23 protein-coding genes and 1 tRNA gene are annotated in these 24,459 nt (G+C 71.1%); 10 read left to right on the forward strand and 14 right to left on the reverse strand.

Going from position 1 to position 24,459, the window contains the following annotated elements:
* The first annotated feature begins 33 nt into the window (after positions 1 to 33).
* The 3 genes from ACFYW5_RS02115 to ACFYW5_RS02125 all read left to right on the forward strand — a co-directional run bounded on the left by ACFYW5_RS02115 (position 34) and on the right by ACFYW5_RS02125 (position 4,596).
* Positions 34 to 2,391, forward strand: a complete 2,358-nt coding sequence (locus ACFYW5_RS02115) for a ribonucleoside-diphosphate reductase subunit alpha (protein ID WP_389415011.1) — start codon at positions 34 to 36, stop codon at positions 2,389 to 2,391.
* Complete coding sequence (locus ACFYW5_RS02120; protein WP_389415012.1) at positions 2,391 to 3,404, forward strand: ribonucleotide-diphosphate reductase subunit beta; 1,014 nt, start codon at positions 2,391 to 2,393, stop codon at positions 3,402 to 3,404. The genes ACFYW5_RS02115 and ACFYW5_RS02120 overlap by 1 nt, the downstream gene beginning before the upstream one ends.
* A 226-nt stretch (positions 3,405 to 3,630) precedes the next feature.
* Positions 3,631 to 4,596, forward strand: a complete 966-nt coding sequence (locus ACFYW5_RS02125; RefSeq protein ID WP_389415013.1) for a GlxA family transcriptional regulator — start codon at positions 3,631 to 3,633, stop codon at positions 4,594 to 4,596.
* A 4-nt stretch (positions 4,597 to 4,600) separates the two neighbouring features.
* On the opposite strand, the gene ACFYW5_RS02130 is transcribed toward ACFYW5_RS02125, so the two are convergent.
* The 10 genes from ACFYW5_RS02130 to ACFYW5_RS02175 all read right to left on the reverse strand — a co-directional run bounded on the left by ACFYW5_RS02130 (position 4,601) and on the right by ACFYW5_RS02175 (position 14,519).
* Positions 4,601 to 5,977, reverse strand: coding sequence for a cytochrome P450 (locus ACFYW5_RS02130; protein WP_389415014.1), 1,377 nt, complete (start codon positions 5,975 to 5,977; stop codon positions 4,601 to 4,603).
* Positions 5,974 to 7,059, reverse strand: coding sequence for an epi-isozizaene synthase (gene cyc1 / locus ACFYW5_RS02135; RefSeq protein WP_389415015.1), 1,086 nt, complete (start codon positions 7,057 to 7,059; stop codon positions 5,974 to 5,976). The genes ACFYW5_RS02130 and cyc1 overlap by 4 nt, the downstream gene beginning before the upstream one ends.
* Before the next feature lie 289 nt (positions 7,060 to 7,348).
* Entirely contained in the window at positions 7,349 to 7,999 is a 651-nt protein-coding gene (def, locus tag ACFYW5_RS02140) for a peptide deformylase (protein ID WP_389415016.1), read from the reverse strand.
* Positions 8,000 to 8,060: 61 nt separating this feature from the next.
* Positions 8,061 to 9,041 carry a hypothetical protein gene (locus ACFYW5_RS02145; RefSeq protein WP_351980020.1) on the reverse strand — a complete coding sequence of 327 codons (981 nt, stop codon included), beginning with the start codon at positions 9,039 to 9,041 and terminating at the stop codon, positions 8,061 to 8,063.
* Positions 9,042 to 9,159: 118 nt separating this feature from the next.
* On the reverse strand, positions 9,160 to 10,488 hold the full coding sequence (locus tag ACFYW5_RS02150; RefSeq protein ID WP_389415017.1) for an HD-GYP domain-containing protein: 1,329 nt from the start codon (positions 10,486 to 10,488) through the stop codon (positions 9,160 to 9,162).
* Entirely contained in the window at positions 10,404 to 11,696 is a 1,293-nt protein-coding gene (locus ACFYW5_RS02155; RefSeq protein WP_389415018.1) for an HD-GYP domain-containing protein, read from the reverse strand. The genes ACFYW5_RS02150 and ACFYW5_RS02155 overlap by 85 nt, the downstream gene beginning before the upstream one ends.
* 124 nt (positions 11,697 to 11,820) lie before the next feature.
* Positions 11,821 to 12,123 carry a mycothiol system anti-sigma-R factor gene (gene rsrA, locus ACFYW5_RS02160; protein ID WP_389415019.1) on the reverse strand — a complete coding sequence of 101 codons (303 nt, stop codon included), beginning with the start codon at positions 12,121 to 12,123 and terminating at the stop codon, positions 11,821 to 11,823.
* Positions 12,120 to 12,815: a sigma-70 family RNA polymerase sigma factor gene (locus ACFYW5_RS02165; protein ID WP_389415020.1), complete on the reverse strand. Its 696-nt coding sequence runs from the start codon at positions 12,813 to 12,815 to the stop codon at positions 12,120 to 12,122. The genes rsrA and ACFYW5_RS02165 overlap by 4 nt, the downstream gene beginning before the upstream one ends.
* 257 nt (positions 12,816 to 13,072) lie before the next feature.
* Entirely contained in the window at positions 13,073 to 13,702 is a 630-nt protein-coding gene (locus ACFYW5_RS02170; RefSeq protein ID WP_389415021.1) for an alpha/beta family hydrolase, read from the reverse strand.
* 1 nt (position 13,703) lies between these two features.
* A complete protein-coding gene (locus ACFYW5_RS02175) occupies positions 13,704 to 14,519 on the reverse strand; it encodes an SOS response-associated peptidase (RefSeq protein WP_389415022.1) in 816 nt (271 codons plus the stop codon).
* 50 nt (positions 14,520 to 14,569) lie between these two features.
* Between ACFYW5_RS02175 and ACFYW5_RS02180 the strand changes: the two genes are divergently transcribed.
* From ACFYW5_RS02180 to ACFYW5_RS02195, 4 genes are all read left to right on the forward strand, one after another.
* Entirely contained in the window at positions 14,570 to 15,283 is a 714-nt protein-coding gene (locus ACFYW5_RS02180) for a M50 family metallopeptidase (RefSeq protein ID WP_389415023.1), read from the forward strand.
* Between the two features lie 86 nt (positions 15,284 to 15,369).
* Positions 15,370 to 16,686, forward strand: a complete 1,317-nt coding sequence (gene aroA / locus ACFYW5_RS02185) for a 3-phosphoshikimate 1-carboxyvinyltransferase (RefSeq protein ID WP_389415024.1) — start codon at positions 15,370 to 15,372, stop codon at positions 16,684 to 16,686.
* A gap of 16 nt (positions 16,687 to 16,702) precedes the next feature.
* On the forward strand, positions 16,703 to 17,713 hold the full coding sequence (rsgA, locus tag ACFYW5_RS02190) for a ribosome small subunit-dependent GTPase A (RefSeq protein WP_389415025.1): 1,011 nt from the start codon (positions 16,703 to 16,705) through the stop codon (positions 17,711 to 17,713).
* A gap of 122 nt (positions 17,714 to 17,835) precedes the next feature.
* On the forward strand, positions 17,836 to 18,159 hold the full coding sequence (locus tag ACFYW5_RS02195; RefSeq protein ID WP_250075801.1) for a multidrug efflux SMR transporter: 324 nt from the start codon (positions 17,836 to 17,838) through the stop codon (positions 18,157 to 18,159).
* A gap of 10 nt (positions 18,160 to 18,169) precedes the next feature.
* On the opposite strand, the gene ACFYW5_RS02200 is transcribed toward ACFYW5_RS02195, so the two are convergent.
* Positions 18,170 to 18,778, reverse strand: coding sequence for a TetR/AcrR family transcriptional regulator (locus ACFYW5_RS02200; RefSeq protein WP_389415026.1), 609 nt, complete (start codon positions 18,776 to 18,778; stop codon positions 18,170 to 18,172).
* 155 nt (positions 18,779 to 18,933) lie between these two features.
* Between ACFYW5_RS02200 and hisN the strand changes: the two genes are divergently transcribed.
* Complete coding sequence (gene hisN / locus ACFYW5_RS02205; RefSeq protein WP_389415027.1) at positions 18,934 to 19,734, forward strand: histidinol-phosphatase; 801 nt, start codon at positions 18,934 to 18,936, stop codon at positions 19,732 to 19,734.
* Between the two features lie 126 nt (positions 19,735 to 19,860).
* Entirely contained in the window at positions 19,861 to 20,253 is a 393-nt protein-coding gene (locus ACFYW5_RS02210) for a cyclic nucleotide-binding/CBS domain-containing protein (protein WP_389415028.1), read from the forward strand.
* Between the two features lie 78 nt (positions 20,254 to 20,331).
* Here ACFYW5_RS02210 and ACFYW5_RS02215 read toward each other — a convergent pair whose 3' ends face one another.
* Positions 20,332 to 21,786, reverse strand: a complete 1,455-nt coding sequence (locus ACFYW5_RS02215) for a catalase (protein ID WP_389415029.1) — start codon at positions 21,784 to 21,786, stop codon at positions 20,332 to 20,334.
* Positions 21,787 to 21,930: 144 nt separating this feature from the next.
* Between ACFYW5_RS02215 and ACFYW5_RS02220 the strand changes: the two genes are divergently transcribed.
* Positions 21,931 to 22,350 (forward strand): Fur family transcriptional regulator, encoded by a 420-nt coding sequence (locus tag ACFYW5_RS02220; protein ID WP_389415030.1) that lies wholly within the window; start codon positions 21,931 to 21,933, stop codon positions 22,348 to 22,350.
* Between the two features lie 128 nt (positions 22,351 to 22,478).
* Here the strand turns inward: ACFYW5_RS02220 and ACFYW5_RS02225 are convergent.
* Both ACFYW5_RS02225 and ACFYW5_RS02230 read right to left on the reverse strand, forming a co-directional pair.
* Positions 22,479 to 22,552, reverse strand: a tRNA-Met gene (locus ACFYW5_RS02225).
* A gap of 86 nt (positions 22,553 to 22,638) precedes the next feature.
* On the reverse strand, positions 22,639 to 24,459 hold the full coding sequence (locus ACFYW5_RS02230; RefSeq protein ID WP_389415031.1) for a sel1 repeat family protein: 1,821 nt from the start codon (positions 24,457 to 24,459) through the stop codon (positions 22,639 to 22,641).

Consider the following 24,459-nt stretch of genomic DNA (forward strand, 5'->3'; position numbering starts at 1 on the left):
CAAGGCCCCGTGCCGAGCGAGGGAGAGCCCCCAGTGACCATCGCGCCAGCCGACCCGGCTTCAGCTTCAGCCGCCCAGGTGGAGACCGACGGTCCCGGAACCGCGCTGCTGCGGACCCTGACCGAGCTGACCGCCGACCTCCCCGACGCCGACCCCGGCCGGGTCGCCGCCGCCGCGCTGCGCGGCCGGTCCGCCCGCGCGGACGAGGCGGAGTTGCGCGAGCTGGCCACCGAGGCGGCGGCCGGGCTCATCTCCGAGGACCCCGCCTACTCCCGGCTGGCCGCCCGGCTGCTCACCCTCGGCATCCGCGAGGAGGCCGCCTCCCAGGGCGTCACGTCCTTCACCGGGTCGGTCGCGGTCGGCCACCGGGAGGGACTCATCGCCGACCGGACCGCGGAGTTCGTACGGATCCACGCCGAGCGCCTGGACGCGCTGGTCGACCCGGGCGCCGACGACCGCTTCGGTTACTTCGGACTGCGCACCCTGCACAGCCGGTACCTCCTGCGGCACCCCCTCACCCGCAAGGTCGTCGAGACCCCCCAGCACTTCCTGCTCCGCGTCGCCGCCGGTCTCGCCGAGGACGACACCGTCCGCGCGCTGGACGAAGTCGCCGCGCTCTACCGGCTCATGAGCCGTCTCGACTACCTCCCCTCCTCCCCCACGCTCTTCAACTCCGGCACCCGGCACCCCCAGATGTCGTCCTGCTACCTCCTCGACTCCCCCAAGGACGAGCTGGACTCCATCTACGACCGCTACCACCAGGTCGCCCGGCTCTCCAAGCACGCCGGCGGCATCGGGCTGTCGTACTCCCGCATCCGCGCCCGGGGTTCGCTGATCCGCGGTACCAACGGGCACTCCAACGGCATCGTCCCGTTCCTGAAGACCCTCGACGCCTCCGTCGCCGCCGTGAACCAGGGCGGCCGCCGCAAGGGAGCCGCCGCGGTCTACCTGGAGACCTGGCACTCCGACATCGAGGAGTTCCTGGAGCTGCGCGACAACACCGGCGAGGACGCCCGCCGTACGCACAACCTCAACCTCGCGCACTGGGTGCCGGACGAGTTCATGCGCCGGGTGAACGCCGACGAGCCGTGGAGCCTGTTCTCCCCCGCCGACGTGCCCGAGCTGGTCGACCTGTGGGGCGAGGAGTTCGACGCGGCGTACCGCAAGGCGGAGGCCGGCGGGCTCGCCCGCCGGACCATCCCCGCCCGTGACCTGTACGGCCGCATGATGCGCACCCTCGCGCAGACCGGCAACGGCTGGATGACCTTCAAGGACGCCGCCAACCGCACCGCCAACCAGACCGCCCTGCCGGGCCATGTGGTCCACTCCTCCAACCTCTGCACCGAGATCCTGGAGGTCACCGACGACGGGGAGACCGCGGTCTGCAACCTGGGGTCGGTGAACCTCGGTGCCTTCGTCGACCAGGGCGGCATCGACTGGGAACGCCTGGACGAGACGGTCCGTACGGCCGTCACCTTCCTCGACCGGGTCGTCGACATCAACTTCTACCCGACCGAGCAGGCGGGCCGCTCCAACGCCAAGTGGCGCCCCGTGGGCCTGGGCGCGATGGGCCTGCAGGACGTCTTCTTCAAGCTGCGGCTGCCCTTCGACTCGCCGGAGGCCAAGGCGCTCTCCACCCGGATCGCCGAGCGCGTGATGCTCGCCGCCTACGAGGCCTCCGCCGACCTCGCCGAGCGCAACGGCCCGCTGCCGGCCTGGGAGAAGACCCGTACCGCGCGGGGCGTCCTGCACCCCGACCACTACGACACCGAACTCACCTGGCCCGAGCGGTGGTCGGCGCTGCGCGAGCGGATCGCCGAGGTCGGGATGCGCAACTCCCTCCTCCTCGCCATCGCGCCCACCGCCACCATCGCCTCCATCGCCGGCGTCTACGAGTGCATCGAGCCGCAGGTGTCCAACCTGTTCAAGCGCGAGACGCTGTCCGGCGAGTTCCTCCAGGTCAACTCCTACCTGGTGCGGGAGCTGAAGGAGCTGGGCGTCTGGGACGCCCGCACCCGCGAGGCGCTGCGCGAGGCGAACGGCTCGGTGCAGGACTTCGGGTGGATCCCGGAGGAGGTACGGCGGCTGTACCGCACGGCGTGGGAGATCCCGCAGCGCGGACTGATCGACATGGCCGCGGCCCGGACCCCGTTCCTGGACCAGTCCCAGTCCCTGAACCTCTTCCTGGAGACGCCGACCATCGGCAAGCTCTCCTCGATGTACGCGTACGCCTGGAAGTCCGGGCTGAAGACGACGTACTACCTGCGCTCGCGCCCGGCGACCCGCATCGCCCGCGCGGCCCAGGCCACCGTCCCCGTCCAGCAGGCGACCTCCGAAGAGGCCGTCGCCTGCTCCCTTGAGAACCCCGAGTCCTGCGAGGCCTGCCAGTAATGACTACCCGTAACCAGAATCTCCTCGACCCGGGCTTCGAGCTGACCCTGCGCCCCATGCGCTACCCCGACTTCTACGAGCGCTACCGGGACGCCATCAAGAACACCTGGACCGTGGAGGAGGTCGACCTCCACTCGGACGTCACCGACCTCGCCAAGCTCACACCCTCCGAGCAGCACCTGATCGGCCGGCTGGTCGCCTTCTTCGCGACGGGTGACTCGATCGTGGCGAACAACCTGGTGCTGACGCTGTACAAGCACATCAACTCCCCCGAGGCGCGGCTGTACCTGAGCCGCCAGCTCTTCGAGGAGGCCGTGCACGTCCAGTTCTACTTGACGCTGCTGGACACCTACCTCCCCGACCCGGAGGACCGGGCGGCGGCCTTCGACGCGGTGGAGAGCATCCCCTCCATCCGCGAGAAGGCCGGGTTCTGCTTCAAGTGGATCAACGAGGTGGAGAAGCTGGACCGCCTGGAGACCCAGGCCGACCGCCGCCGCTTCCTGCTCAACCTGATCTGCTTCGCCGCCTGCATCGAGGGCCTGTTCTTCTACGGCGCCTTCGCGTACGTCTACTGGTTCCGCAGCCGGGGCCTGCTGCACGGCCTGGCCACCGGCACCAACTGGGTGTTCCGCGACGAGTCGATGCACATGAGCTTCGCCTTCGACGTCGTCGACACCGTCCGCAAGGAGGAGCCGGAGCTCTTCGACGACCAGCTCCGGCAGCAGGTCACCGACATGCTGCGGGAGGCCGTCGAGGCCGAGCTGCAGTTCGCGCGCGACCTGTGCGGTGACGGCCTCCCGGGCATGAACACCGACTCGATGCGGCAGTACCTGGAGTGCGTCGCCGACCAGCGGCTGACCCGGCTCGGCTTCGCCCCGGTGTACGGCTCGGAGAACCCCTTCTCCTTCATGGAGTTGCAGGGGGTTCAGGAGCTCACCAACTTCTTCGAGCGGCGCCCTTCGGCGTACCAGGTCGCGGTGGAGGGCACGGTCGACCTGGACGAGGACTTCTGAGCACCGGCCTGCTGAGCACCGGCCTGCCGGAGCTGGCGGTCGGTCCGGCGCTCGTGGCGCAGGCCCACGAGCGCCGGGGCGGCGAGCAGAAAGAGGAGAACGGTCACGGTCAGAGTTCCGAGGAATGCGTCCATGAGGTAATCGTCGTACCAGGCAGACACTCCTGACAGTGGCAGGACTGCCGTACACCATCGAATTACTGCCAGCTCCGTGCGACACTGACCGCATGCTGAGAAACGTGGCGGTGGCCCTGCTCGACGGCGTGCATCCCTTCGAACTCGGGGTCGTCTGCGAGATCTTCGGCCTCGACCGCAGTGACGAGGGGCTCCCGGTGTACGACTTCGCGGTCGTCTCGGCCGAGGGCCCGGCGCTGAGCACGCACATCCCCGGGTTCACGGTCTCCACCCCGTACGGCCTCGACCGCCTGGAGGAGGCCGATCTGATCGCCGTGCCGGCCGGCAGCGGCTACCTCGGCCGGGAGTACCCGCCCGCGCTGCTCGACGCCCTGGTACGGGCCGTTGACCGGGGCACCCGGGTGCTCAGCGTCTGTTCCGGCGTGTTCGTGCTCGGCGCGGCCGGGCTGCTGGACGACCGGCGCTGCGCGGTGCACTGGCGGCAGGCCGACGAGCTCGCCCGGCGCTTCCCGCGCGCGGTGATCGAGCCCGACGTGCTGTACGTGGACGAGGACCCGGTGATCACCTCGGCGGGCACGGCCGCCGGCATCGACGCCTGTCTGCACCTGGTGCGCAAGGAGGAGGGCGTGGAGGTCGCCAACGCCATCGCCCGGCGCATGGTGGTGCCGCCGCACCGGGACGGCGGGCAGGCGCAGTACATCGACCGCCCGCTGCCCCGCTCCCAGTGCGACACGGTCGGCGATGTCCTGACCTGGATGGAGCGGCATCTCGACGAGGAGGTCACCGTCGAGCAGCTCGCCGACCTCGCGCACATGTCGCCGCGCACCTTCGCCCGCCGCTTCCAGCAGGAGACGGGCACCACGCCCTACCGCTGGATCCTGCGGCAACGCGTACTGCTGGCGCAGCAGTTGCTGGAGACCACGGACGAGACGGTGGACGCCGTCGCGAGCCGGGCCGGGTTCGGCACCGCGGCGGCGCTGCGCCACCAGTTCGTCCGTACCCTCGGGACCACCCCGAACGCCTACCGGCGCACCTTCCGGGGCCCCGAGGCGGCCTGAGCCGTCACCTGGGCACCGGCTTGAGCAGCAGGTTGTGCGGCCGGAGCGTGATGCCCACCCGGGTGCCGTCCTGGGATCCGGGCACCTGCTCGAAGCGGTACTTCGAGGCCACCGCCGCCGTGATCAGCGTCAGCTGCGCCATGGAGAAGTGGTCGCTCGGGCACTTGCGGTTGCCCACGCTGAACGGGCTCATGGCGTATTTCGGGACCTCCTTCGCGCGTTCCGGAAGCCAGCGGTCGGGGTCGAAGCGAAGGTTGTCCCGGTACGACTCCGGGTCGCGCTGGATCGCATACGGGCTGTAGATGATGTCCGCCCCCGCCGGAATGCGATACCCGCCGAGCTGGGTGCCGGTCACCGCCCGGCGCGTCAATATCCAGACGGCCGGACGCAAACGCATCGCCTCGACGACGACATTGTTGGTGTGCCGCAGCGCCCGGACATCCGCGAATGCGACGGGTCGGCCGCCAGTGACGGATTCGACCTCCGCGGCCACCCGGTCGGCTTGCTCAGGATGTTCCGCGAGCACCTGCAGCAGCCACATGACCGTGGACGCGACGGTTTCGCTGCCGGGGGTGAGTATCGCGACGACCTGGTCGTGGATCTCCTGTTCCCCGATCGGTTCGCCATTGTCGTCCTTCGCCTCCAGCAAGGCCGTCAGCAAATCGTCCGGCTTTTGACCAGATGCCCGTCGCTCGGCCACGATCTCGTCGACGAGGAGATGCAAATCGGCCAGCGCCCGGTTGAATTTGCGGTTCGGCGGGAGAGGCAGCCGGTAGAGCGGCCCGGCCGGTATCACCATCCGGCGGTACATACCGCGGAAGACGGTGGCGAGCGCAATGCACAGCCGCTCGGCCCGCTCATCCATGAAGTCGCCGCGCAGCAGACAGCGGGCGGCGATCCGGACGGCCACCCGGAAGGACTCCGAGGTGCAGTCGATCGTCTCGCCGGGCCGCCAGCGCACGGCCAGCGCATGCGCCTCCTCCTCCATGATCGGCCCGTACGCGGGGATCGCGTCGAGCCGGAACGCGGGCTGGATGGTGCGCCGCTGGCGCCGGTGCCGGGGGCCGTTGGCGGTGGCCACGCCCTCCTTGCCGAGCAGCCCTTCGAGGGACTCCCACAGCGGCCCGTCGATCTTGAAGTCGGGGCTGAGGGCCAGGGCACCGGTGAGATGCGGAGCGGTGACGGCGTACACCGTCTTGGGGCCCAGCCGCAGCCGGACGACATCCCCGTGCGCGCGCAGCGCCGCCATGAAAGCGAGCGGGTCGCGCACCAGTTTCCAGCCGTGTCCGAGAAGCGGGACACCACCGCCGGCGACAGGCGGTTCACGGAGTTCCGATTCCGCATATATCTGCGCTTCGGGCTTAGCAGACTCGACGGTCATTTCTCACCTGCCGCTTCGTTGTTGACGTACGGGGGCGTGGACCGGTCGTCCCAGCTGTCGACCATGTACCGGCCGGACTCGTGGTGGAACCAGTAGACGGTGCTGAACCAGTTGCGCATATTGCAGACGCAGGCCCGCACCGCGGCACTCATTTCCTTTCCCTGCAGGGTGCCGTCGGCGAGACCGTCGGCGAGGCGGAGGGCGGCCCGCTCGGCGACCAGGAATTCGGATATGCATTCCTCTATGCGCCGCCGGAGTTCCACCACCGCTTCTTCCAGAGTCAGTCCGTGATGCTTGATGAGACTGATTCCGAGATTGTGCACCTCATCGCCCGCTATTTCCTTGGGCAGTGAACAGAGGTCGTTGTACCAGGCGGCGAATTCCTGGCTCAGCAGCGCCGCCCGCCGATATGCGGGGTGTTTCCGCACCGAATCCGGGAGTTCACGTCCGGCGCTCGGCTCCAGCAGATCGGTCCAGATCCAGTGCGCGAAGGTGAGGCGGCGCAGGGCGAGGTAGTCCTCGACCGTGGGGATGATCCCGTGCGTGCGGTTGTGGAATTCCCGGTCGTAGGCCTCGATCACCGTGTGGAAGTGCCGGGCGAACCGGGCGTTCCACGTCGGCGGCAGGAAGGAGTACAGCCGCACCATGCTGTCCGCGAACCCGGCCACCAGCGGGTCCTCGTGGTGCAGGTGGTCCTGGGGGGAGTCGAGGGCCGTGTGCAACCGGAATCTCAGCCGCCGCCAGGCGGACGGGCGGCGGTGCACGATGTCGCGGTCATGCCGGTCGTCCCAGACGAAGAACCACGCGCTGTAGTCCGCAATGGCCTGGAGGACCTCCTCGGGGGCGCCGATGTAGTACCCCGCCATGAGGTCGGTGTAGCAAAGACCGTCGGCATATTCCGCCACCTTGTCCGCCGGCATGAGCCGTTTTTCCAGCAGCCAGGTGCGCGTGTTCTCCTGAAGCCGCGGCCAATACGGGTGCAGTTGCCTCGGAAACGCCGACTCGATCACCGGAAGGGACAGCGATGGTGGGACCGCGACCGCCGTCGGCGTCGATGTGGTGCTGTGTGAGAAAGCATGCACGAACAAACCCCTCTCAGCCGCGAGTTGGCACACCCCTCCCGCCGTGCCGGGCGTGCGCCGTTGCGTATCCCCGCACTTCCCATTCAGCACCACAACTGACTGATCTGGGAACGGATTTGCTCCATTCACTACCCCACAGTGCCGAGAATCTCCCCTTGTGTGACTGATTATGGATCAGTAGCTGCACGGATGGGATCGAATGTGCGACGCACAGACGAACGGCGCCTGGTCAGGAAGGGGTTCCTGACCAGGCGCCGTGCGTTTGTGACGGGGGAAACCTCGCGGGACGTCAGCCGTTGGCGACGACCGGGTAGCGGGGCTCGTTCTCGGCCATCTGCCGCAGCGCGTCCTTGCGTTCACGCTTGGAGAGCCGGTCGATGTAGAGGTAGCCGTAGAGATGATCGGTCTCGTGCTGGAGGCAGCGCGCGAAGTAGCCGGTGCCGCGCACCTTGATGGGGTTGCCCTTCTCGTCCTGCCCGGTCACCTCGGCGTAGTCGGGACGGGCGAGCGGCGCGTACGCAGTCGGCACGGACAGGCAGCCCTCGTTGCTGTCGTCGAGCCGGCGCTTGTCCGCGGGCAGATCCACCAGCCTGGGGTTGCAGACGACGCCGACGTGCCGCGCCCCCTGGTCGTCCTGACAGTCGTAGACGAAGACCTTGCGGTCCACGCCGATCTGGTTGGCGGCCAGGCCCACGCCCTCCGCGGTGCGCTGCGAGGCGAACATGTCCGCGATCAGCTGCTCCAGCTCGGGGCCGAAGTCGGTGACGTCCTGGCACTCCTTGTGGAGCACCGGGTTGCCCACCACGGTGATCGGCCGCGAGACACCCCGCTCGCGCCAGGCGCTCTCGCGCTCCTCGGTCTCCTCGGTGTCGATGACGAAACCCTCGTCGTCCACGGGGAGCACGCCCGCGTGCTGCTGATCGGTGTCCTGCTGCGCCATGACCGACGTACGCCTTCCTGGAAAACTGGGATTCGGTGCGGATACAGGGTACGGCGCTGTGTCAGCAGACCTCTTCCAGATCCCGCCAGTCCCGCGAATCCGGGCTGTCCGCGACCCAGCCGTCCAGCAGCCCCCGCACCAGGGAAGCCGGCGCGGCCACCCCGCACTCGCGCTCCGGCACCCACAACTGCCCGTCCGTCCGGTGCCCGAGCGGTCCCGGGTGCCCCGGCTCGCTGTGGTCGTGCGGATCCAGGTGCTCCCCGTCGCCCTCGTCGGAGGGCATCCGGGACTCGGAGCAGGTCCGGCACAGCAGCCGTACCGAGGACGACCAGTCCTCCGCCGCGAACCCGGCGTCCGCCGCGAGCTGCTCCAGCGCGTCCCGGTCCTCCTCGGTCGCCGCCTCCAGCAGCACCACCCAGGTCGGCACCGGCGAGGGCGCCCACAGCTCGATCTCGTCGAAGACGGGGTAGGCGTGCCCCGCGGTGGTGGTCCGCTCCCCGTGCGGTACGCCGTCGTGCAGGACGACCTCGCCCCAGCGCCGCCCGGACGACGGCAGCGGGATCGACAGCACCTCGATCCGCGCCGGATCCAGCCGCCGCCCCCACACCACCTCGGCCTCCCCCTCCGGCGACAGCCGTACGGCCGCGCTGCCGAGGTCCATGCCGAGGGGCTCACCGGAGTCGGTGGCGCCGCCCGGTACCCGCAGCCCGTAGGCCTGCCAGGCCCGCCGGGCCAGCGGCCAGTCCTGGAGGGCGGTGGCGGCGATGCCGACGTTCCACCAGTCGGGCGCGCCGGTCTCCCGGTCGAGCAGTGCCACGGCCCTCAGGCCCGCCGCCCGCGCCTGCTCCCAGTCGTGCCGGAACTTGTGCAGCAGGGCGAGATTGAACCAGGACTCGGACAGCCAGGGCTCCAGATCGGCGGCTCGTGTCAGGAGCGCGCCCGCGTCCTCGTACCGACCGTCGCCGATCAGCGTGAACGCACGGTCGGTGGCCTGCCGCCAGGAGGCGGAGGGCCGGTGACGTCCCTTGCCGAAGATCCTCACGATTCCCGCCTGCCAGTTCCGTGGAGTGGGCCGGCTGTGCCCCCGGACAACCTCTCGGAGACCCTCTCCCTTTCGCATCCAACCACGGACCGCTGGAGGGGCGCTCATTACCCATGGGTTACCCCACCGGACCCAGGGTCAGACAGTCTCTTGACAGCACTCTGGCCAGCGCCTCCACGACCTCGGGCGCGTAGTCGCCCGCGGTGCCCAGTCTCAGCTCCTCCAGCGCCGTCAGCGGCCCGCCCGGCCCGGCGCCCTGGGCCTTCTCCTCGTAGGCGTTCACCGCCCGGACGATCCGCGCGGCCACCGGCTGCTCGGGGTAGGGGTCGGCCTGCCGCTCGACGACCACGGCGACCGAGCCGTCGACACCGGTCTGGCGGACGACGGCACCGCCGAGCAGGGCGATCCTGCGCTGTTCGGCGGCGGGCAGGCCGGCGGTGGCGCCGCCCGGGACCGGGTCGACCAGGCTGAGCTGTCCGATGTCGTGCATCAGCGCCGCGTACTCCAGCACGGTGAGGTCGGCCCCGGCCAGGCCCAGGTCCCGGCCGACGGCGACGCTGAGCGCGGCGACCCGGCGGGCGTGACCGGGCGGGGTGCAGCCGGCGACCTCGGTGGCCCGGGCGAGGGAGGCGATGGTCTGCCGGTAGGTGGCGCGGACGGCGGCGTAACGGCGGAAGGAGAGCTGGGTGAGCAGCAGCGGCAGACAGAACACGGGCAGCGCCCACAGCCCGACGACGGCCACCGCGAGGGCCATCACCGCGCCGGTCACGCAGACGGCGGAGCCGATGCCGATGAGCGCCCGCAGTTCGTCCCGGAGCAGCGGGCCGAACGGCCATCCGGTCCTGGAGTGGGCGAGCGCGGCAACGAGCACGGCGTCGCACAGGGCGGTGAGGGCCAGCAGAGCGAGCAGCAGCAGCGCGTAGGCGGCGCCGCTCCACTCGTCGAAGACGCCCCGGTTGTACAGGGGCTGGAAGCAGACCGCGGCGAAGCCCACGGTGAGCACCCGCCGCGCCAGCTGGTCGGGGTCCGCGCTGCGGCCGCGGGCGATGTGCGGGGCGCTGCCGAGGAGGGCGGCGAGGACGACGATGGTGACGACCTGGAGCACGCCGTGGTGCGTGGGCTGCCCCGCCTCCTCGCCGAGCAGGGCGTAGGACAGGGCGCCCGCGGCGCCGAGCGGGGCGGCCTCGCGGACCTGGGCGCCGGTCCACCGGGCGACCTCGCCCACCGTGATGAGCAGCCCGAAGGCGAGGGCGGCGGGACGTTCCTCCAGACCGTTCCAGAGGGTGCCGACGAGGGCGACGGCGGCCAGCAGGACGGCCGAGCCATGGATGAGGACGCGGATCCACCCGGGCCGGGACGAGTTCACCGGTGCGCTCCCGGCCGGCCGGCGACCGGCGAGCCCTGCGCCGGCACCCGCCCCTCGTCCGCGGTGACCTCCGGATGCCATCCGGACCGCTCGATCACCCGCACCAGGGCCGACACCATCGCCGGATCGAACTGCGACCCCGCGCACCGCCGCAGCTCCGCCAGGGCCGCGGGGACGGGCCGGGCCCGCCGGTAGGACCGGGTGGACGTCATCGCGTCGAAGGCGTCGGCGACGGCCACGACCCGCGCGGGCTCGGGAATCTGCCCGCCCACCAGCCCGTACGGGTATCCGCTCCCGTCGAGCCGCTCATGGTGGTGGAGTACGGCGGCCCGCGCCTCGCCGAGGAAGGAGATGCCCCGCACCATCTCGTGGCCGTACTCCGGGTGCAGCTCGATGACCCGCCGTTCCTCGGGGGTGAGGGGCCCGTCCTTGCGCAGCAGCCGGGTGGGCACCCCGAGCTTGCCCACGTCGTGCAGGATCCCGGCGAACCGCAGCACCTCCACGCGCTCCGCGTCCATGCCCAGCTCGCGGGCGATCATCATCGAGGCCTGCCCGACGCGCTCGCTGTGTCCGCGGGTGTAGCCGTCCTTGATGTCGACGGCTTGCACCAGCGCCCGGATGGTGGCCTGATGGGCGGCCCGCTCCCGGTGGTACTGCGCGAACACCCACCAGGACACGCACATCGGCAGCAGCACGAGCAGCGCGGCGACCGGCCCGTAGGGGCTGCGCCACAGGACGGCCATCATCAGCCCGGCGAGACCGTGCACGGCGACGGGTGCGAGGGAGCGCAGGAACAGCCCGCGCCAGGCCCGGCGCACCGGCACCCGCTCGGCCAGCGCGCGGATGCCCCCGTCGAGCAGGGCGAGCACCAGGCAGAAGGCCAGGACCGCGGCCCCGGCGGGCGCCAGGGCGTACGGGAAGTCGGGGGCGACGACCGCGTCCCGCCCGTCCAGCGCCCAGTGCACCCGGCCGGCGGCCCAGACGGCGAGCGCCAGCTGGGCGGCCCGCCACACCCGGCGCAGCACCGCGCCCTGGGAGAGCAGGGCGCCGGGTACCGCCACCAGGGCGGCGGCGGGCGCGGGCAGCAGGAAGGCGGCGGCGAGCAGGACCGGGTAGCAGGTGCCGGCGAACCGCCGACGGGCGATCTGCTCGCAGCCGGCGTACAGCGCGGCCAGGAGGGCGACGGCCCACCAGGGCGTACGGAGAGCCGGCAGCGGCAGCAGACAGAGCAGGGCGCCGAGGGCGACGCAGGCCACGTACACACGCGCCCGCGCGGGAATCCCCTCCATGTGCCCCTCCCCTGACCATGCCTGTCCGGGCTCCGGAGCCTAGGACGGCCAGGGGGGAGAGTGCGGGCGTATCACCCGCCGATTAGCACGTTCGAGTGACGGCCGTCTGTTCCGGGGCAGGAGGTCAGGAGTCCTGCGGGGTCACGGTGACATCGTGCTCGGGCACGGCCTGACCTGAGCGGATCAGGTCCAGCCGCCCCAGGACCTTGGCCCTGAGGTCGGTCGGCACGTCGTCGTGACCGCAGCAGCGCTTCACGAGCTTCTTCACGGCCTCTTCTAGCCCGTACTTCTCCAGGCACGGCGAGCACTCCATGAAGTGCTGCTTGAACTTGTCGCGGTCGACGTCCGGCATCTCACTGTCGAGGAACTCGTACAGGTGGTCCAGGACTTCACTGCAGTCCGTCTCGTGCGGCTCTCCGCAGCTCATGAGCCCGAGCCTTTCGCTTCGTTCGACTCTCCGGCGCCCGCCGGGACCAGCCCGCGCTCACGGGCGTAGTCCTCCAGCATGCCGCGCAGTTGACGGCGGCCCCGGTGCAGCCGGGACATCACCGTACCGATGGGTGTCCCCATGATGTCCGCGATCTCCTTGTACGCAAAGCCCTCGACATCCGCGAGATAGACGGCGATGCGGAATTCCTCGGGGATCGCCTGGAGTGCTTCCTTCACGTCCGAGTCGGGCAGGTGGTCGAGCGCCTGCGACTCCGCCGAGCGCAGACCCGTCGACATGTGCGACTCGGCACGCGCGAGCTGCCAGTCCTCGATCTCCTCGGCCGCGGAGCGCTGGGGTTCACGCTGCTTCTTGCGGTAGGAGTTGATGAAGGTGTTGGTGAGGATCCGGTACAGCCAGGCCTTGAGGTTGGTGCCCTCGCGGAACTGGTGGAAGGACGCGTACGCCTTGGCGTAGGTCTCCTGCACCAGGTCCTCGGCGTCGGCCGGGTTGCGCGTCATGCGCAGGGCGGCCGAGTACATCTGGTCGAGGAACTCGAGCGCGTCGCGCTCGAAGCGCGCGGTGCGCTCGGCGCCGGTCTCCGCGGGCGTGTCCGTGCTCGCGCCCTGGCCCTCGGGCAGCTCCGCCTGGCCGTTGTCGGTCCCTGCGTCGGTACCGGTGACCGGACCCACCTCCTCAAGATTCCGGGCAGCACCGAGACCGGTGCCACCAGAATCGGAGGATAGACGACTACCCGTTGCCGCCGCCCCTCGAATAGGAGCGGTCTTGCCCGCGTGCAGCACGGTCCAGTCCAGATCGCTGCGACTGCTGCGGGCCGGGCAGAAGGTGGAACCCATGCGGCGGACTTCCTCTCCTACGAACGTCGGTGCTGGTCGCCAGCACTCATGTCCGCCTCAACAGTGGTCCGGAGCTCGACATTCCCGAAGCTTTACCCGCGTGACCTGGTCCACTGCACCACGGCGCCGGTGACCGCCTCGACGGCCTGCTCCTGGGTGATGCCCGCCCGCTTCGGCACGGCGAAACCATGGTCGCCGTACGGCACCTCGACCAGTTCGTAGGAGCCGTCGGGGAACTCCTCGGGCCTGCCGAAGGGGTCGTTGCCGCCCTGGACGACCAGGGTGGGGACCCCGGCGCCGAGCAGCTCCGCGGCCCGGGACTTCTCGGGCCGGCCCGGCGGGTGCAGCGGGAAGCCGAGCGCGAGAACGGCGTGGGCGCCGAGTTCGGTGGCGGTACGGCAGGCGACACGGGCGCCGGCGCTGCGGCCGCCGGAGATCACCGGCAGGCCGGGCGCGGTCAGCGCGGGCCAGACGCCCCGCCAGCCGGTGTCGAGGGTCTTCGGGGCGGGGGCGACCTTCTTTCCGGCCACCCGCCAGGGCTGCTCCACGAGGGCGACGGTCATGCCGTGCTCGGGCAGGACCTCGGCGAGCGCCTTCAGGTCGCGTGCCTCGATGCCGCCGCCCGCGCCATGGCCGACGGCGAGCACGAGCCGTGCCTGCTTCGCGGGGTGCCAGGTGATACGGGCGTCCCCCGCGTCGGTGCTGATGATCTCGGTCGTCACATCAGAAGAGTGTGCCCTCAACGGGGCCCTCCAGCTCCTTCAGCAGCTCGGGGCCGTTGTTGCGGACGCTGCTGACGGCGGTGGTCACCGGGTAGGCGCGCATCAGCCCGGCGGGCGGCGGGGCGAGCAGCTCGCGCAGGTCGTCGACGTCGGTGCGGGCCGGGTCGAGCCAGGCGTCCCAGCGGTCCGGGGTGAGCATCAGCGGCATCCGGGGGTGGATCTCGGCCAGCGCGTGCGGGCCCTCGGCGGGGGCCACGGCGAGCTGGGTCGTCTCCGCCTCGGTGGTGATCACGGAACAGGTGACCCACCAGGCCCCGGGATGGTCGTCGGGGAGGGTCTTGTCGCGCCAGAACTCGTAGAGACCGGCCATCGCGAACACCGACCCGTCGGCGGGGAGCACGAAGTACGGCTGCTTGCGCGGCCGCTTCTTCCGGCCCTCGACCTCCAGGTCCCGCTCCTGCTTGCCGGTGACCCACTCGTAGTAGCCGTCGGCGGGCAGGATGCAGCGGCGGGTGGCGAAGGCCCGGCGGTAGGACGGCTTCTCGTGGACCGTCTCGGCCCGCGCGTTGATCATCCGGGCGGCGCCCTCGGGTGTCTTGGCCCAGGACGGGACGAGCCCCCACTTGAGCTTGCGCAGCTGCCGAACCGGCCGCGGGTCGCCGGCGTCCTTCACGGGGCGGTCGAGGACCGCGTAGACCTCTTTGGTGGGAGCGACGTTGTAGTCCGGCTCCAGGGTCTCCTCGGGCTCCCACTTCTCGATCTCAAAGATTCCTGCGAGATCCTCGGGCCTACGACTCGATGCATACCGTCCGCACATACGTGCCACACTGCCAGACTCCGCAGGAACACAGGGAGCACCCCGGACACATGGACAGCAGCACAGCGACCTCTCTCTGGGACGAACTCGTCGGTACCCAGAGCGAACCGGACCTGTGGGTCGTGATCGCGACCCTGGCGGCCGCCGTGGCCGTGGTCGTGCCGCAGGGCCTGTGGCGCCTCGCCCGCAACGCGATCACCATCGCCCACGAAGGCGGGCACGGCCTGGTGGCGCTGCTCACCGGCCGCCGGCTGACCGGGATACGGCTGCACTCCGACACCAGCGGCCTCACGGTCAGCAGGGGCAAGCCGCACGGCCTCGGCATGATCCTCACGGCGGCGGCGGGCTACACGGCTCCCCCCTTGCTGGGCCTGGGCGGCGCGGCCCTGCTGGGCGCGAGCCGCATCACCCTGCTGCTGTGGGTGGCCACGGCCCTGCTGCTGGCGATGCTGATCATGATCCGCAACGCGTACGGCGCCCTGACGGTCGTCCTGACGGGCGGCACCTTCGTGGTGGTCTCGTGGCTGGCGGGGCCCCAGGTGCAGGCGGCGTTCGCCTACGCGGTGGTGTGGTTCCTGCTGATCGGCGGGGTGCGTCCCGCTTTCGAGCTACAGGCGAAGCGGGCGCGGGGCGGGGCGGGGGACTCGGACGCGGACCAGTTGTCGAGGCTGACGCACGTACCGGCGGGCCTGTGGCTGTTCCTCTTCCACGCGGTGTCGCTGTGTTCGCTGATAGGGGGCGGACGCTGGTTGCTGGAGGGGTGACCGGCCGGCTGAGGACGCCGGGACCGGGGCTCGACCAGCCACAACGGCGCCGCACCCGAACAACCGCGTCCTTATAGAGTGGGTCCATGGCCCCGAACGACGCACACACCGCCCTCTGGCCCGCCCCCCACGCGCGCGGGGCCGTCGACGCGACCGTCCACGTGCCCGGGTCCAAGTCGGTCACCAACCGAGCCCTCGTGCTCGCGGCCCTGGCCAGCGAACCCGGCTGGGTCCGCCGCCCGCTCCGCTCCCGCGACACCCTCCTGATGGCCGGCGCGCTGCGCGCCATGGGCATCCAGATCGAGGAGGGCGTCGGCCCGGACGGCTCCGGGGAGGCCTGGCGGATCCTCCCGGCAGGGCTGCGCGGCCCCGCCACCGTCGACGTCGGCAACGCCGGCACCGTGATGCGCTTCCTGCCCCCGGTCGCCGCCCTGGCCGACGGCACCATCCGTTTCGACGGCGACCCGAGGTCGTACGAGCGCCCCCTGCACGGTGTGATCGACGCCCTGCGCGCCCTCGGTGCCCGGATCGACGACGACGGCCGCGGCGCGCTGCCGCTGACCGTGCACGGCGGCGGTGCCCTGGACGGCGGGCCGGTGGAGATCGACGCCTCGTCCTCGTCGCAGTTCGTGTCGGCGCTGCTGCTGTCCGGCCCCCGCTTCAACCAGGGCGTGGAGGTCCGGCACACCGGCTCCACGCTGCCCTCCGTGCCGCACATCCGGATGACGGTGGACATGCTGCGCGCGGTCGGCGCCCAGGTGGACACCCCCGAGTCGGGCGGTGAGCCGAACGTCTGGCGGGTCACGCCCGGCGCGCTGCTCGGCCGTGACCTGACCGTCGAGCCGGACCTGTCCAACGCCCAGCCGTTCCTGGCGGCCGCCCTGATCACCGGCGGCAAGGTGCTGATCCCCGCCTGGCCGTCCCGCACCACCCAGCCCGGTGACCGGCTGCGCGAGATCTTCACCGAAATGGGCGGTTCCTGCGAACTGACCGAGTACGGCCTGGAGTTCAACGGCTCGGGCGCCGTGCACGGCATCGACGTGGACCTGAGCGACGTCGGCGAGCTGACGCCGGGCATCGCGGCGGTCGCCGCCCTCGCGGACTCCCCCTCGACGCTGCGCGGGGTCGCGCATCTGCGGCTGCACGAGACGGACCGGCTGGCCGCGCTCACCAAGGAGATCAACGAGCTCGGCGGTGACGTCACCGAGACCGCCGACGGTCTGCACATCCGGCCGCGCAGGCTGCACGGCGGCATCTTCCACACGTACGAGGACCACCGCATGGCGACCGCCGGCGCGATCATCGGCCTCGCGGTCGAGGGCGTGCAGATCGAGAACGTGGCGACGACGGCCAAGACCCTGCCGGACTTCCCCGAACTGTGGACCGGGATGCTCGGGAACTGACGGGCGGACCGGGATCATGCGCCGTTACGGCAAGCACACCGACGAGGACGACATCCGCAGCCGCCCGAACCGCAAGGGCAACCGGCCGCGTACGAACATCCGTCCCAAGCACGAGGAAGCGGTCGAGGGCATGGTCCTCACCGTGGACCGGGGCCGGCTGACCTGTCTGGTCGACGACCGGATCGTGATGGCGATGAAGGCCCGCGAGCTGGGCCGCAAGGCCGCCGTCGTCGGCGACCGGGTGGCCATCGTCGGCGACCTCTCCGGCGAGAAGGACACCCTGGCCAGGATCGTGCGGATCGCGCCGCGCACCTCGTTGCTGCGCCGCACGGCGGACGACGACGACCCCTTCGAGCGCGTGGTCGTCGCCAACGCCGACCAACTGGCCATCGTCACCGCCCTCGCCGACCCCGAACCCCGCCCGCGCCTGATCGACCGCTGCCTGGTGGCCGCGTTCGACGGTGGGCTGACCCCCCTGCTGGTCCTGACCAAGTCGGACCTGGCCCAGCCCGACGAACTACTGGAGCTCTACGGCCACCTGGACATCCCGTACGTCGTCACCAGCCGCGAGGAGCTGGAGAACGGCGACGCGGCGGACCGGGTGCGCGCCGAACTGGACGGCAAGATCACGGCGTTCGTGGGGCACTCGGGGGTGGGCAAGACGACCCTGGTGAACGCGCTGGTCCCGGAGGAGCGGCGGCGGCTGACCGGTCATGTGAACGCGGTGACGGGCCGTGGCCGGCATACGACCACCTCGGCGCTGGCGCTGCCGCTGGCAGGCGGCGACGGCTGGGTGGTCGACACCCCGGGCGTGCGGTCCTTCGGGCTCGCCCACATCGATCCGTCCCGGGTCATCAACGCCTTCCCGGACCTGGTGGCGGGAACCGAGGGCTGCCCGCGCGCGTGCAGTCACGATGAGCCGGACTGCGCGCTCGACGCCTGGGTGGCCGAGGGACACGCGGACCCGGCCCGGCTGTACTCGCTGCGCCGGCTGCTGGCGACGAGGGAGCGCACGGAAGGCGACTGACCTCCGCGTTGTTTGTCCGCACCCGAGTCCGGTAAGGGCATAATCGCACCGAGCCTGAAGAGCGACCCTGACCAGAGCCTGACGAAGCGGTCACAGTATGCGGGGATACGGGAGGACAGCACATGGCGTGGCTGCTGGTCGTTGTGGCGGGACTGCTCGAAACCGGGTTCGCCGTCTGTCTGAAACTCTCCCACGGCTTCACGAGACTGTGGCCGACGATCGCGTTCTGCGTCTTCGCGCTCGGCAGCTTCGGTCTGCTGACCCTGTCGCTGAAGAAGCTCGACGTCGGCCCGGCGTACGCGGTGTGGACCGGCATCGGCGCGGCCGGCACCGCGATCTACGGAATGATCTTCCTCGGTGACATCGTCTCGACGCTGAAGATCGTCTCGATCAGCCTGGTGATCGTGGGCGTCATCGGACTTCAGCTGTCGGGCTCGGCGCACTAGACGAGACGCGTCAGACCGGCAACTGCCGGGGCAGGGCGCCTCGTACGAGGTCGGCCACTGAGCCCTCCCCCGGCGGGGCCGCCACGCAGGACAGCGCTATCCGGACGACGAGTTCGCAGGAGCGCGCGAGTTCGCCGTGGTCCGACACGCCCGCGCCGGGTGCGGACAGGGCGGCCACGGCACGGTCGCGGACGATGCCGACGAAGTCGCCGGGCGAGGGCAGCGGGCCGTCGGCGCGGCGCTGGGCCGGTACGGCGGAGGAGGACGGGACGGCCGAGAGGGCCGGCGAGGGCAGGCGCTCACCCCAGCAGCCGGTGAGCATGGCCCGGACGAGGGCGTTGTCGCGGGCGGCGGAGGCGGTCCACTCCGCGGTGGCGGTGAGCCGGTCGCGCGGGTCGGACGGGGTGTTCAAGGCCCGCTCCACACCGGCGAGATAGGAGTCGGCCTCCCGCCGCACGAGCGCCCGGGCGAGCCCTTCCTTGCTCCCGAACTCGTTGTAGAGGGTCTGCCGCGACACTCCGGCCGCGGCGGCCACGTCCACCATCCGCACCGCCGACCACGACCGGCGTGCAAGCGCCGTATAAGCGGCATCCAGCAGAGATTCCCGCGCTGCAGGCATCGTCGCCTCCCAGGGCCCCGGCTCTGCGCCCCAGATTTGACGCGCCCGGCGGCACTGTCAAGGGGTGCGGAGCGGTGTGCCGGGAGGTGGGGGTCGCGTGACCGCCCTCCGCCCCCGGTGGCCCCGCGCGACGACCGGCGGATACCGTTCACCACATGCCCGACTACCTCGACGACCTCCGCCTCGCCCACGTCCTCGCGGACGCCGCCGACGCCGCCACCATGGACCGCTTCAAGGCGCTCGACCTCAAGGTCGAGACCAAGCCGGACATGACCCCGGTCAGCGAGGCGGACAAGGCGGCGGAAGAACTGATCCGCGGCCAGCTCCAGCGCGCCCGCCCCCGTGACGCGATCCTCGGCGAGGAGTACGGCATCGAGGGCACCGGACCCCGCCGGTGGGTCGTCGACCCGATCGACGGCACCAAGAACTACGTCCGGGGCGTCCCCGTCTGGGCCACCCTCATCTCCCTGATGGAAGCGGGCGAGGGCGGTTTCCAGCCCGTCGTCGGTGTCGTCTCCGCTCCCGCCCTCGGCCGCCGCTGGTGGGCGGCGAAGGGCCACGGCGCCTTCTCCGGCCGCAGCCTCTCCGCCGCGAGCCGCCTCCAGGTCTCCCGCGTCTCCCGGATGAGCGACGCCTCCTTCGCGTACTCCTCGCTGAGCGGCTGGGAGGAGCAGGGCAGGCTGAACGGCTTCCTGGACCTCACCCGCGAGGTCTGGCGCACGCGCGCGTACGGCGACTTCTGGCCGTACATGATGGTCGCCGAGGGCTCCGTGGACATGTGTGCCGAGCCCGAGCTGTCCCTGTGGGACATGGCCGCCAACGCCATCGTCGTCACGGAGGCCGGCGGCACCTTCACCGGCCTCGACGGCCGACCGGGCCCGCACAGCGGCAACGCCGCCGCCTCCAACGGCCTGCTCCATGACGAGCTCCTGGGGTACCTGAACGAGCGCTGCTGAGCCTCACGCGCCCTCTTGTTGACCCCCTCTTTGCCTGCCACTCTGAAGACCCCGCCCCTTGTGAATTTGTGAAACGGTGAACAAGGTGAACTCAGAGCGGGGACCCCACAGGAGGTGGCTGCATCCATGCTCGTCCGCGACGCCATGAGCACCGTGGTCCTCACCATCGGCCCCACCCACACCCTTCGCCAGGCCGCCGCGCTGATGTCCGCCCGCCGGGTGGGCGCGGCCGTCGTCCACGACCCCGACGCCGGCGGCATCGGCATTCTCACCGAACGAGACGTCCTCAACTCCGTCGGCCTGGGTCAGGACCCGGACACGGAACACGCCCACGCCCACACCACCAACGACGTCGTCTTCGCGGCGCCGTCCTGGACCCTGGAGGGAGCGGCCCAGGCGATGGCGCACGGCGGCTTCCGCCATCTGATCGTCCTGGAGCACGACGAGCCCGTCGGGATCGTCTCGGTCCGCGACATCATCCGCTGCTGGGCGCCGCTGCGGCAGCAGGTCCCGGCCTGACGGACACGCGAACGGGCCGGACCCCCTTCTTCAGGGGTCCGGCCCGCTTCGACAAGCGATCCAGTGCTGGTGGGTGTATCAGCCGCGCAGGGCCTGGACCGCGGCCTCCAGCCGCTTGCCGAAGTCCTCGTCCGCGTTGCGGAAGTTGCCGATCGCCCGCTCGACGATGTCCTCGCGCGAGACCTTCGAGATGAAGCCCGCCAGGTTCTCGATCAGGCGCTCCTTCTCGTCGTCGGACATCAGCCGGTAGAGGTTGCCGGCCTGCACGAAGTCGTTGTCCTCGGCGTGCAGGGGCGTGGGGTGGTTGCCCGTGCCCCCGCTGAAGCCGTCGTAGGGCTGCCACAGCGGTCGGCCGGTCTGCGCCGGGCCGCCGAAGCTGTTCGGCTCGTAGTTCTTCGCACCGCCGTGGCGGCCGTCGTACAGGAGGCCGTCGCGGGAGTGGGTGCGCGCCTCGGTGGCGTGCGGGCGGTTCACCGGCAGGTGGTCGGCGTTGATGCCGACGCGGTAGCGGTGGGCGTCGCCGTAGGCGAAGAGGCGGCCCTGGAGCATCTTGTCCGGGGACGGGCCGATGCCGGGCACGAAGTGGGCGGGGCTGAAGATCGACTGCTCGACCTCGGCGAAGATGTTCTCCGGGTTGCGGTTGAGCTCCAGCTTGCCGATCTCGATCGGCGGGTAGTCCGCGTGCGGCCACACCTTGGTGAGGTCGAACGGGTTGAAGCGGTACGTCGCCGCCTCGGCCGCCGGCATGATCTGCACCTGCACGGTCCAGCTCGGGAAGTCGCCGCGCTCGATGGCCTCGCGCAGATCGCGCTGGTGGGAGTCGGGGTCGTCGCCGGCGAGCTGGTTGGCCTCGGCCTGGGTGAGGTTCTTGATGCCCTGGTCGGTCTTGAAGTGGTACTTGACCCAGAAGACCTCGCCGGCCTCGTTGTTCCACTGGTAGGTGTGCGAGCCGAAGCCGTCCATGTGACGGTACGAGGCGGGGATGCCGCGGTCGCCGAAGAGCCAGGTCACCTGGTGCGTGGACTCCGGGCTCAGGCTCCAGAAGTCCCAGACGTTGTCCGCCTCGGTGGAACCCGTGTACGGGTCGCGCTTCTGGGTGTGGATGAAGTCCGGGAACTTGATGGCGTCCCGGATGAAGAACACCGGGGTGTTGTTGCCGACGAGGTCGTAGTTGCCCTCCTCGGTGTAGAACTTCAGCGCCCAGCCGCGCGGGTCACGGACGGCGTCCGCGGCACCGAGGTTGCCGGCCACGGTCGAGAACCGCAGGAACGTCTCGGTCCGCTTGCCGACCTCGGAGAGGAACTTGGCGCGCGTGTACCGCGTGACGTCGGCGGTCACCGTGAAGGTGCCGTAGGCACCGGCGCCGCGGGCGTGGACCACACGCTCCGGGATGCGCTCACGGTTGAAGTGGGCCAGCTTCTCCAGGAGGAGCTGGTCCTGCACGAGCACGGGGCCACCGACGCCCGCGGTCTCGCTGTTCTGGTTGTCGGCCACCGGTGCTCCGGCCTCCGTAGTGAGCGGTCCCTGCGTCACGTCTGCCTCCTGCGCCATTCCTTGCCCTACCTGTCCCTTGGCCAAAGCCGTTCCCGATCCTATCCTAGACAATGTCTAAGTCAAATAAGGTTCCAAAGTCACACCTATTCGGGATCTGGTCCTCTTGCTGTTAGGCTGGTGGCCATGAGCGACCTTCTGGAACGGCTGCGCGGACGTGGATGGCGGATGACCGCGCAGCGGCGCGTCGTGGCCGAGGTCCTCGACGGCGAACACGTCCATCTGACGGCCGACGAGGTTCACTCCAGGGCTGTCGCCAAGCTGCCCGAGATCTCTCGCGCGACCGTCTACAACACCCTGGGCGAGCTGGTCACCCTCGGTGAGGTGATCGAGGTCGCCACGGACAAGCGCGCCAAGCGGTACGACCCGAACGCGCACCGTCCGCACCACCACCTGGTCTGCGCCCAGTGCGGCGCGATCCGGGACGTCCACCCGACCGGCAACCCGCTCGCCGATCTGCCCTCTTCGGAGCGCTTCGGCTTCACGGTCTCCGACGTCGAGGTGACGTACCGCGGCCTCTGCCCTGACTGCGCGGCGGTCGCGTAACCAGACGCCCGCGAGGAACCCCGGCACCGTGCGAACGGTGCCGGGGTTTTTTCGGCTGCCGCCGGACTGCACCAGCCGGGCAACACCGAGGGCCGGAACCCTGATGGGTTCCGGCCCTCGGTCTTCAGTAGCGGGGACAGGATTTGAACCTGCGACCTCTGGGTTATGAGCCCAGCGAGCTACCGAGCTGCTCCACCCCGCGTCGGTGAATGCAACGTTACGTCAAGGACGCGGACAGAAGCAAATCGCTTTACGCGGGCGCGGGCCCGGAAGATCTCCAAAGCCGCGCTACGCCGACAGTTCCTCCCGCAAGGCGTCCCGCAACCGGGCCGCCCGCTGCGCGACCTCCCGCGGCCCCAGGGCCACCGCCCGGTCGGCCCACCGCTGCCCCTCCGCCAGCTCACCGCGACGCGCGTAGACCAGGGCGAGCCGCAACGCCGCCCGACCGTGCCCGGCGTCCGCGGCCCGGGTCCACCACACGGCGGCCTCCGGCTCACTCCCCTCCCGGGCGAGCAGCAGCCCGAGGTTGAAGGCCCCGTTGCGGGAACCGGCCTCCGCGGCCTCCCGGTACCACCGGGCCGCCTCCACGACATCGCCCCGCGCGGCGGCCAGCATGCCCACCCGCACCTGGGCCTTCCGGTGCCCCTGCCCGGCGGCCCGCTCGTACCACTCCTCGCACTCGCTCTTCTCGTGCACGGACTCCCCGAGCTCATGCGCGGGCGCCGGCGGGCGCCGGGCGTCGAGCACGGTGGCCAGCCGGTACGCGGCCTCCGCGCTGCCGCCGCCCGCGGCCCACCGAAGATGCCGCTCGGCCCCGCTCTCGTCCCCGTCCCGCAGCCGGGCGATACCGGCCTGGAGCGCCGCCTCCGTGTGACCGGCGGCGGCGGCCCGCTCGTACCACCGCAAGGCGACGCCGTCCTCACCCCGCCCGGCGAAGAGGATCCCCAGGTTGAAGGCGGCGTCCACGCTGCCCGCCTCCGCGGCCTTGGAGAACCACGGTTCGGCGCCGGCGGTGTCCCCGCCCTGGAGCAGCAGGATCGCGAGCGCGTTGGCCGCCTCCCGGTGCCCGGCGTACGCCGCGCGCCGGTACCACTGCTCGGCCTGCACGGTCCGCCCCTGCTCGGCGCAGAGCAGCCCGAGGTTGTACGCGCCGTTCACATCACCGGCGTCCATCGCGGCCCGGTACCACCGCTCGGCGGTCTGGGTCTCGCCCCGCTCGGCATGCAGCGCGCCGAGCGCGTTCGCGGCGTTGCCGTCGCCCTCCTGAGCGGCCCGCAGCCACCACACGGCGGCGCTCTCGGGGTCCCCCGCGTCACGCAGCAGGAACCCGAGCGCACACGCGGCCCGCGCCTCGCCGTCCTTGGCGGACGTCAGGTACCAGCGCCCGGCCTCCCGCAGCTCACCGCGCCGCTCCAGGATCGCGCCGAGATGCAGCGCGGCCCGCCGGTGTCCGCGCGCGGCGGCCTGGCGGTACCACTGCTCGGCCTCCGCCGCGGCGGACGCCACGCCCGCGGTGGGGTCCGCCCCGACACCGTTGTCGCCGTCGCTCTCCCCCGCGCCCCGCCGGTCCAGCGCTCGCGCCAGGCGGTACGCGGCCTCCCGGTGCCCCCGCTCGGCCGCCGCCCGCATCCACCGCTCGGCGTCGGCGTCACCGCGGTGCTCCAGCAGATCGGCGAGCGCGTACGCGCCCAGCGCGTGCCCCTGCTCGGCGGACTGCCGCAGCCAGTACTCGGCGGCCGGCTCGTCCCCGCGCTCACGGTGATGGCGGCCCAACGCGTGCGCGGCCGCGGCCGATCCGGCGACGGCGGCCACCCGCCACCACCCCGCGGCCTCCTCGGCGTACCCGCGCTGATGAAGGAGGACTCCCAGGTTGTTGGCGGCGGCGCGGTCCCCCGCGGCGGTGGCGGCACGCAACTGGGGCTCGGCCGCGTCGAGATCACCGCGGCGCAGCAGCAAGGCACCGAGGACGCTCATCGCCTCGGCGTCGCCGGTCTCCGCCGCGAGCCGCAGTCGCAGTTCCTCGGCGGCCTCACCGGCTTCGTCCCGGTCGGAAGACTGCACAAAACGCCCTGTCTCCAACAGAGTTGCCTTGTCCCCCATAACGTCCAT

Source organism: Streptomyces sp. NPDC002779 (assembly GCF_042888685.1).
Lineage (GTDB): Bacteria > Actinomycetota > Actinomycetes > Streptomycetales > Streptomycetaceae > Streptomyces.

What these genes read in the sequence shown, in the direction of transcription:
- ACFYW5_RS02120 (WP_389415012.1), top strand. Translation starts at nt 2,391, where the DNA reads ATGACTACCCGTAACCAGAATCTCCTCGACCCGGGCTTCGAGCTGACC.
- ACFYW5_RS02125 (WP_389415013.1), top strand. Translation starts at nt 3,631, where the DNA reads ATGCTGAGAAACGTGGCGGTGGCCCTGCTCGACGGCGTGCATCCCTTC.
- ACFYW5_RS02130 (WP_389415014.1), bottom strand. Translation starts at nt 5,977, where the DNA reads ATGACCGTCGAGTCTGCTAAGCCCGAAGCGCAGATATATGCGGAATCG.
- def (WP_389415016.1), bottom strand. Translation starts at nt 7,999, where the DNA reads ATGGCGCAGCAGGACACCGATCAGCAGCACGCGGGCGTGCTCCCCGTG.
- ACFYW5_RS02150 (WP_389415017.1), bottom strand. Translation starts at nt 10,488, where the DNA reads ATGGCATCCGGAGGTCACCGCGGACGAGGGGCGGGTGCCGGCGCAGGG.
- ACFYW5_RS02155 (WP_389415018.1), bottom strand. Translation starts at nt 11,696, where the DNA reads ATGGAGGGGATTCCCGCGCGGGCGCGTGTGTACGTGGCCTGCGTCGCC.
- rsrA (WP_389415019.1), bottom strand. Translation starts at nt 12,123, where the DNA reads ATGAGCTGCGGAGAGCCGCACGAGACGGACTGCAGTGAAGTCCTGGAC.
- ACFYW5_RS02175 (WP_389415022.1), bottom strand. Translation starts at nt 14,519, where the DNA reads ATGTGCGGACGGTATGCATCGAGTCGTAGGCCCGAGGATCTCGCAGGA.
- ACFYW5_RS02180 (WP_389415023.1), top strand. Translation starts at nt 14,570, where the DNA reads ATGGACAGCAGCACAGCGACCTCTCTCTGGGACGAACTCGTCGGTACC.
- aroA (WP_389415024.1), top strand. Translation starts at nt 15,370, where the DNA reads ATGGCCCCGAACGACGCACACACCGCCCTCTGGCCCGCCCCCCACGCG.
- rsgA (WP_389415025.1), top strand. Translation starts at nt 16,703, where the DNA reads ATGCGCCGTTACGGCAAGCACACCGACGAGGACGACATCCGCAGCCGC.
- ACFYW5_RS02195 (WP_250075801.1), top strand. Translation starts at nt 17,836, where the DNA reads ATGGCGTGGCTGCTGGTCGTTGTGGCGGGACTGCTCGAAACCGGGTTC.
- ACFYW5_RS02200 (WP_389415026.1), bottom strand. Translation starts at nt 18,778, where the DNA reads ATGCCTGCAGCGCGGGAATCTCTGCTGGATGCCGCTTATACGGCGCTT.
- hisN (WP_389415027.1), top strand. Translation starts at nt 18,934, where the DNA reads ATGCCCGACTACCTCGACGACCTCCGCCTCGCCCACGTCCTCGCGGAC.
- ACFYW5_RS02210 (WP_389415028.1), top strand. Translation starts at nt 19,861, where the DNA reads ATGCTCGTCCGCGACGCCATGAGCACCGTGGTCCTCACCATCGGCCCC.
- ACFYW5_RS02220 (WP_389415030.1), top strand. Translation starts at nt 21,931, where the DNA reads ATGAGCGACCTTCTGGAACGGCTGCGCGGACGTGGATGGCGGATGACC.
- ACFYW5_RS02230 (WP_389415031.1), bottom strand. Translation starts at nt 24,459, where the DNA reads ATGGACGTTATGGGGGACAAGGCAACTCTGTTGGAGACAGGGCGTTTT.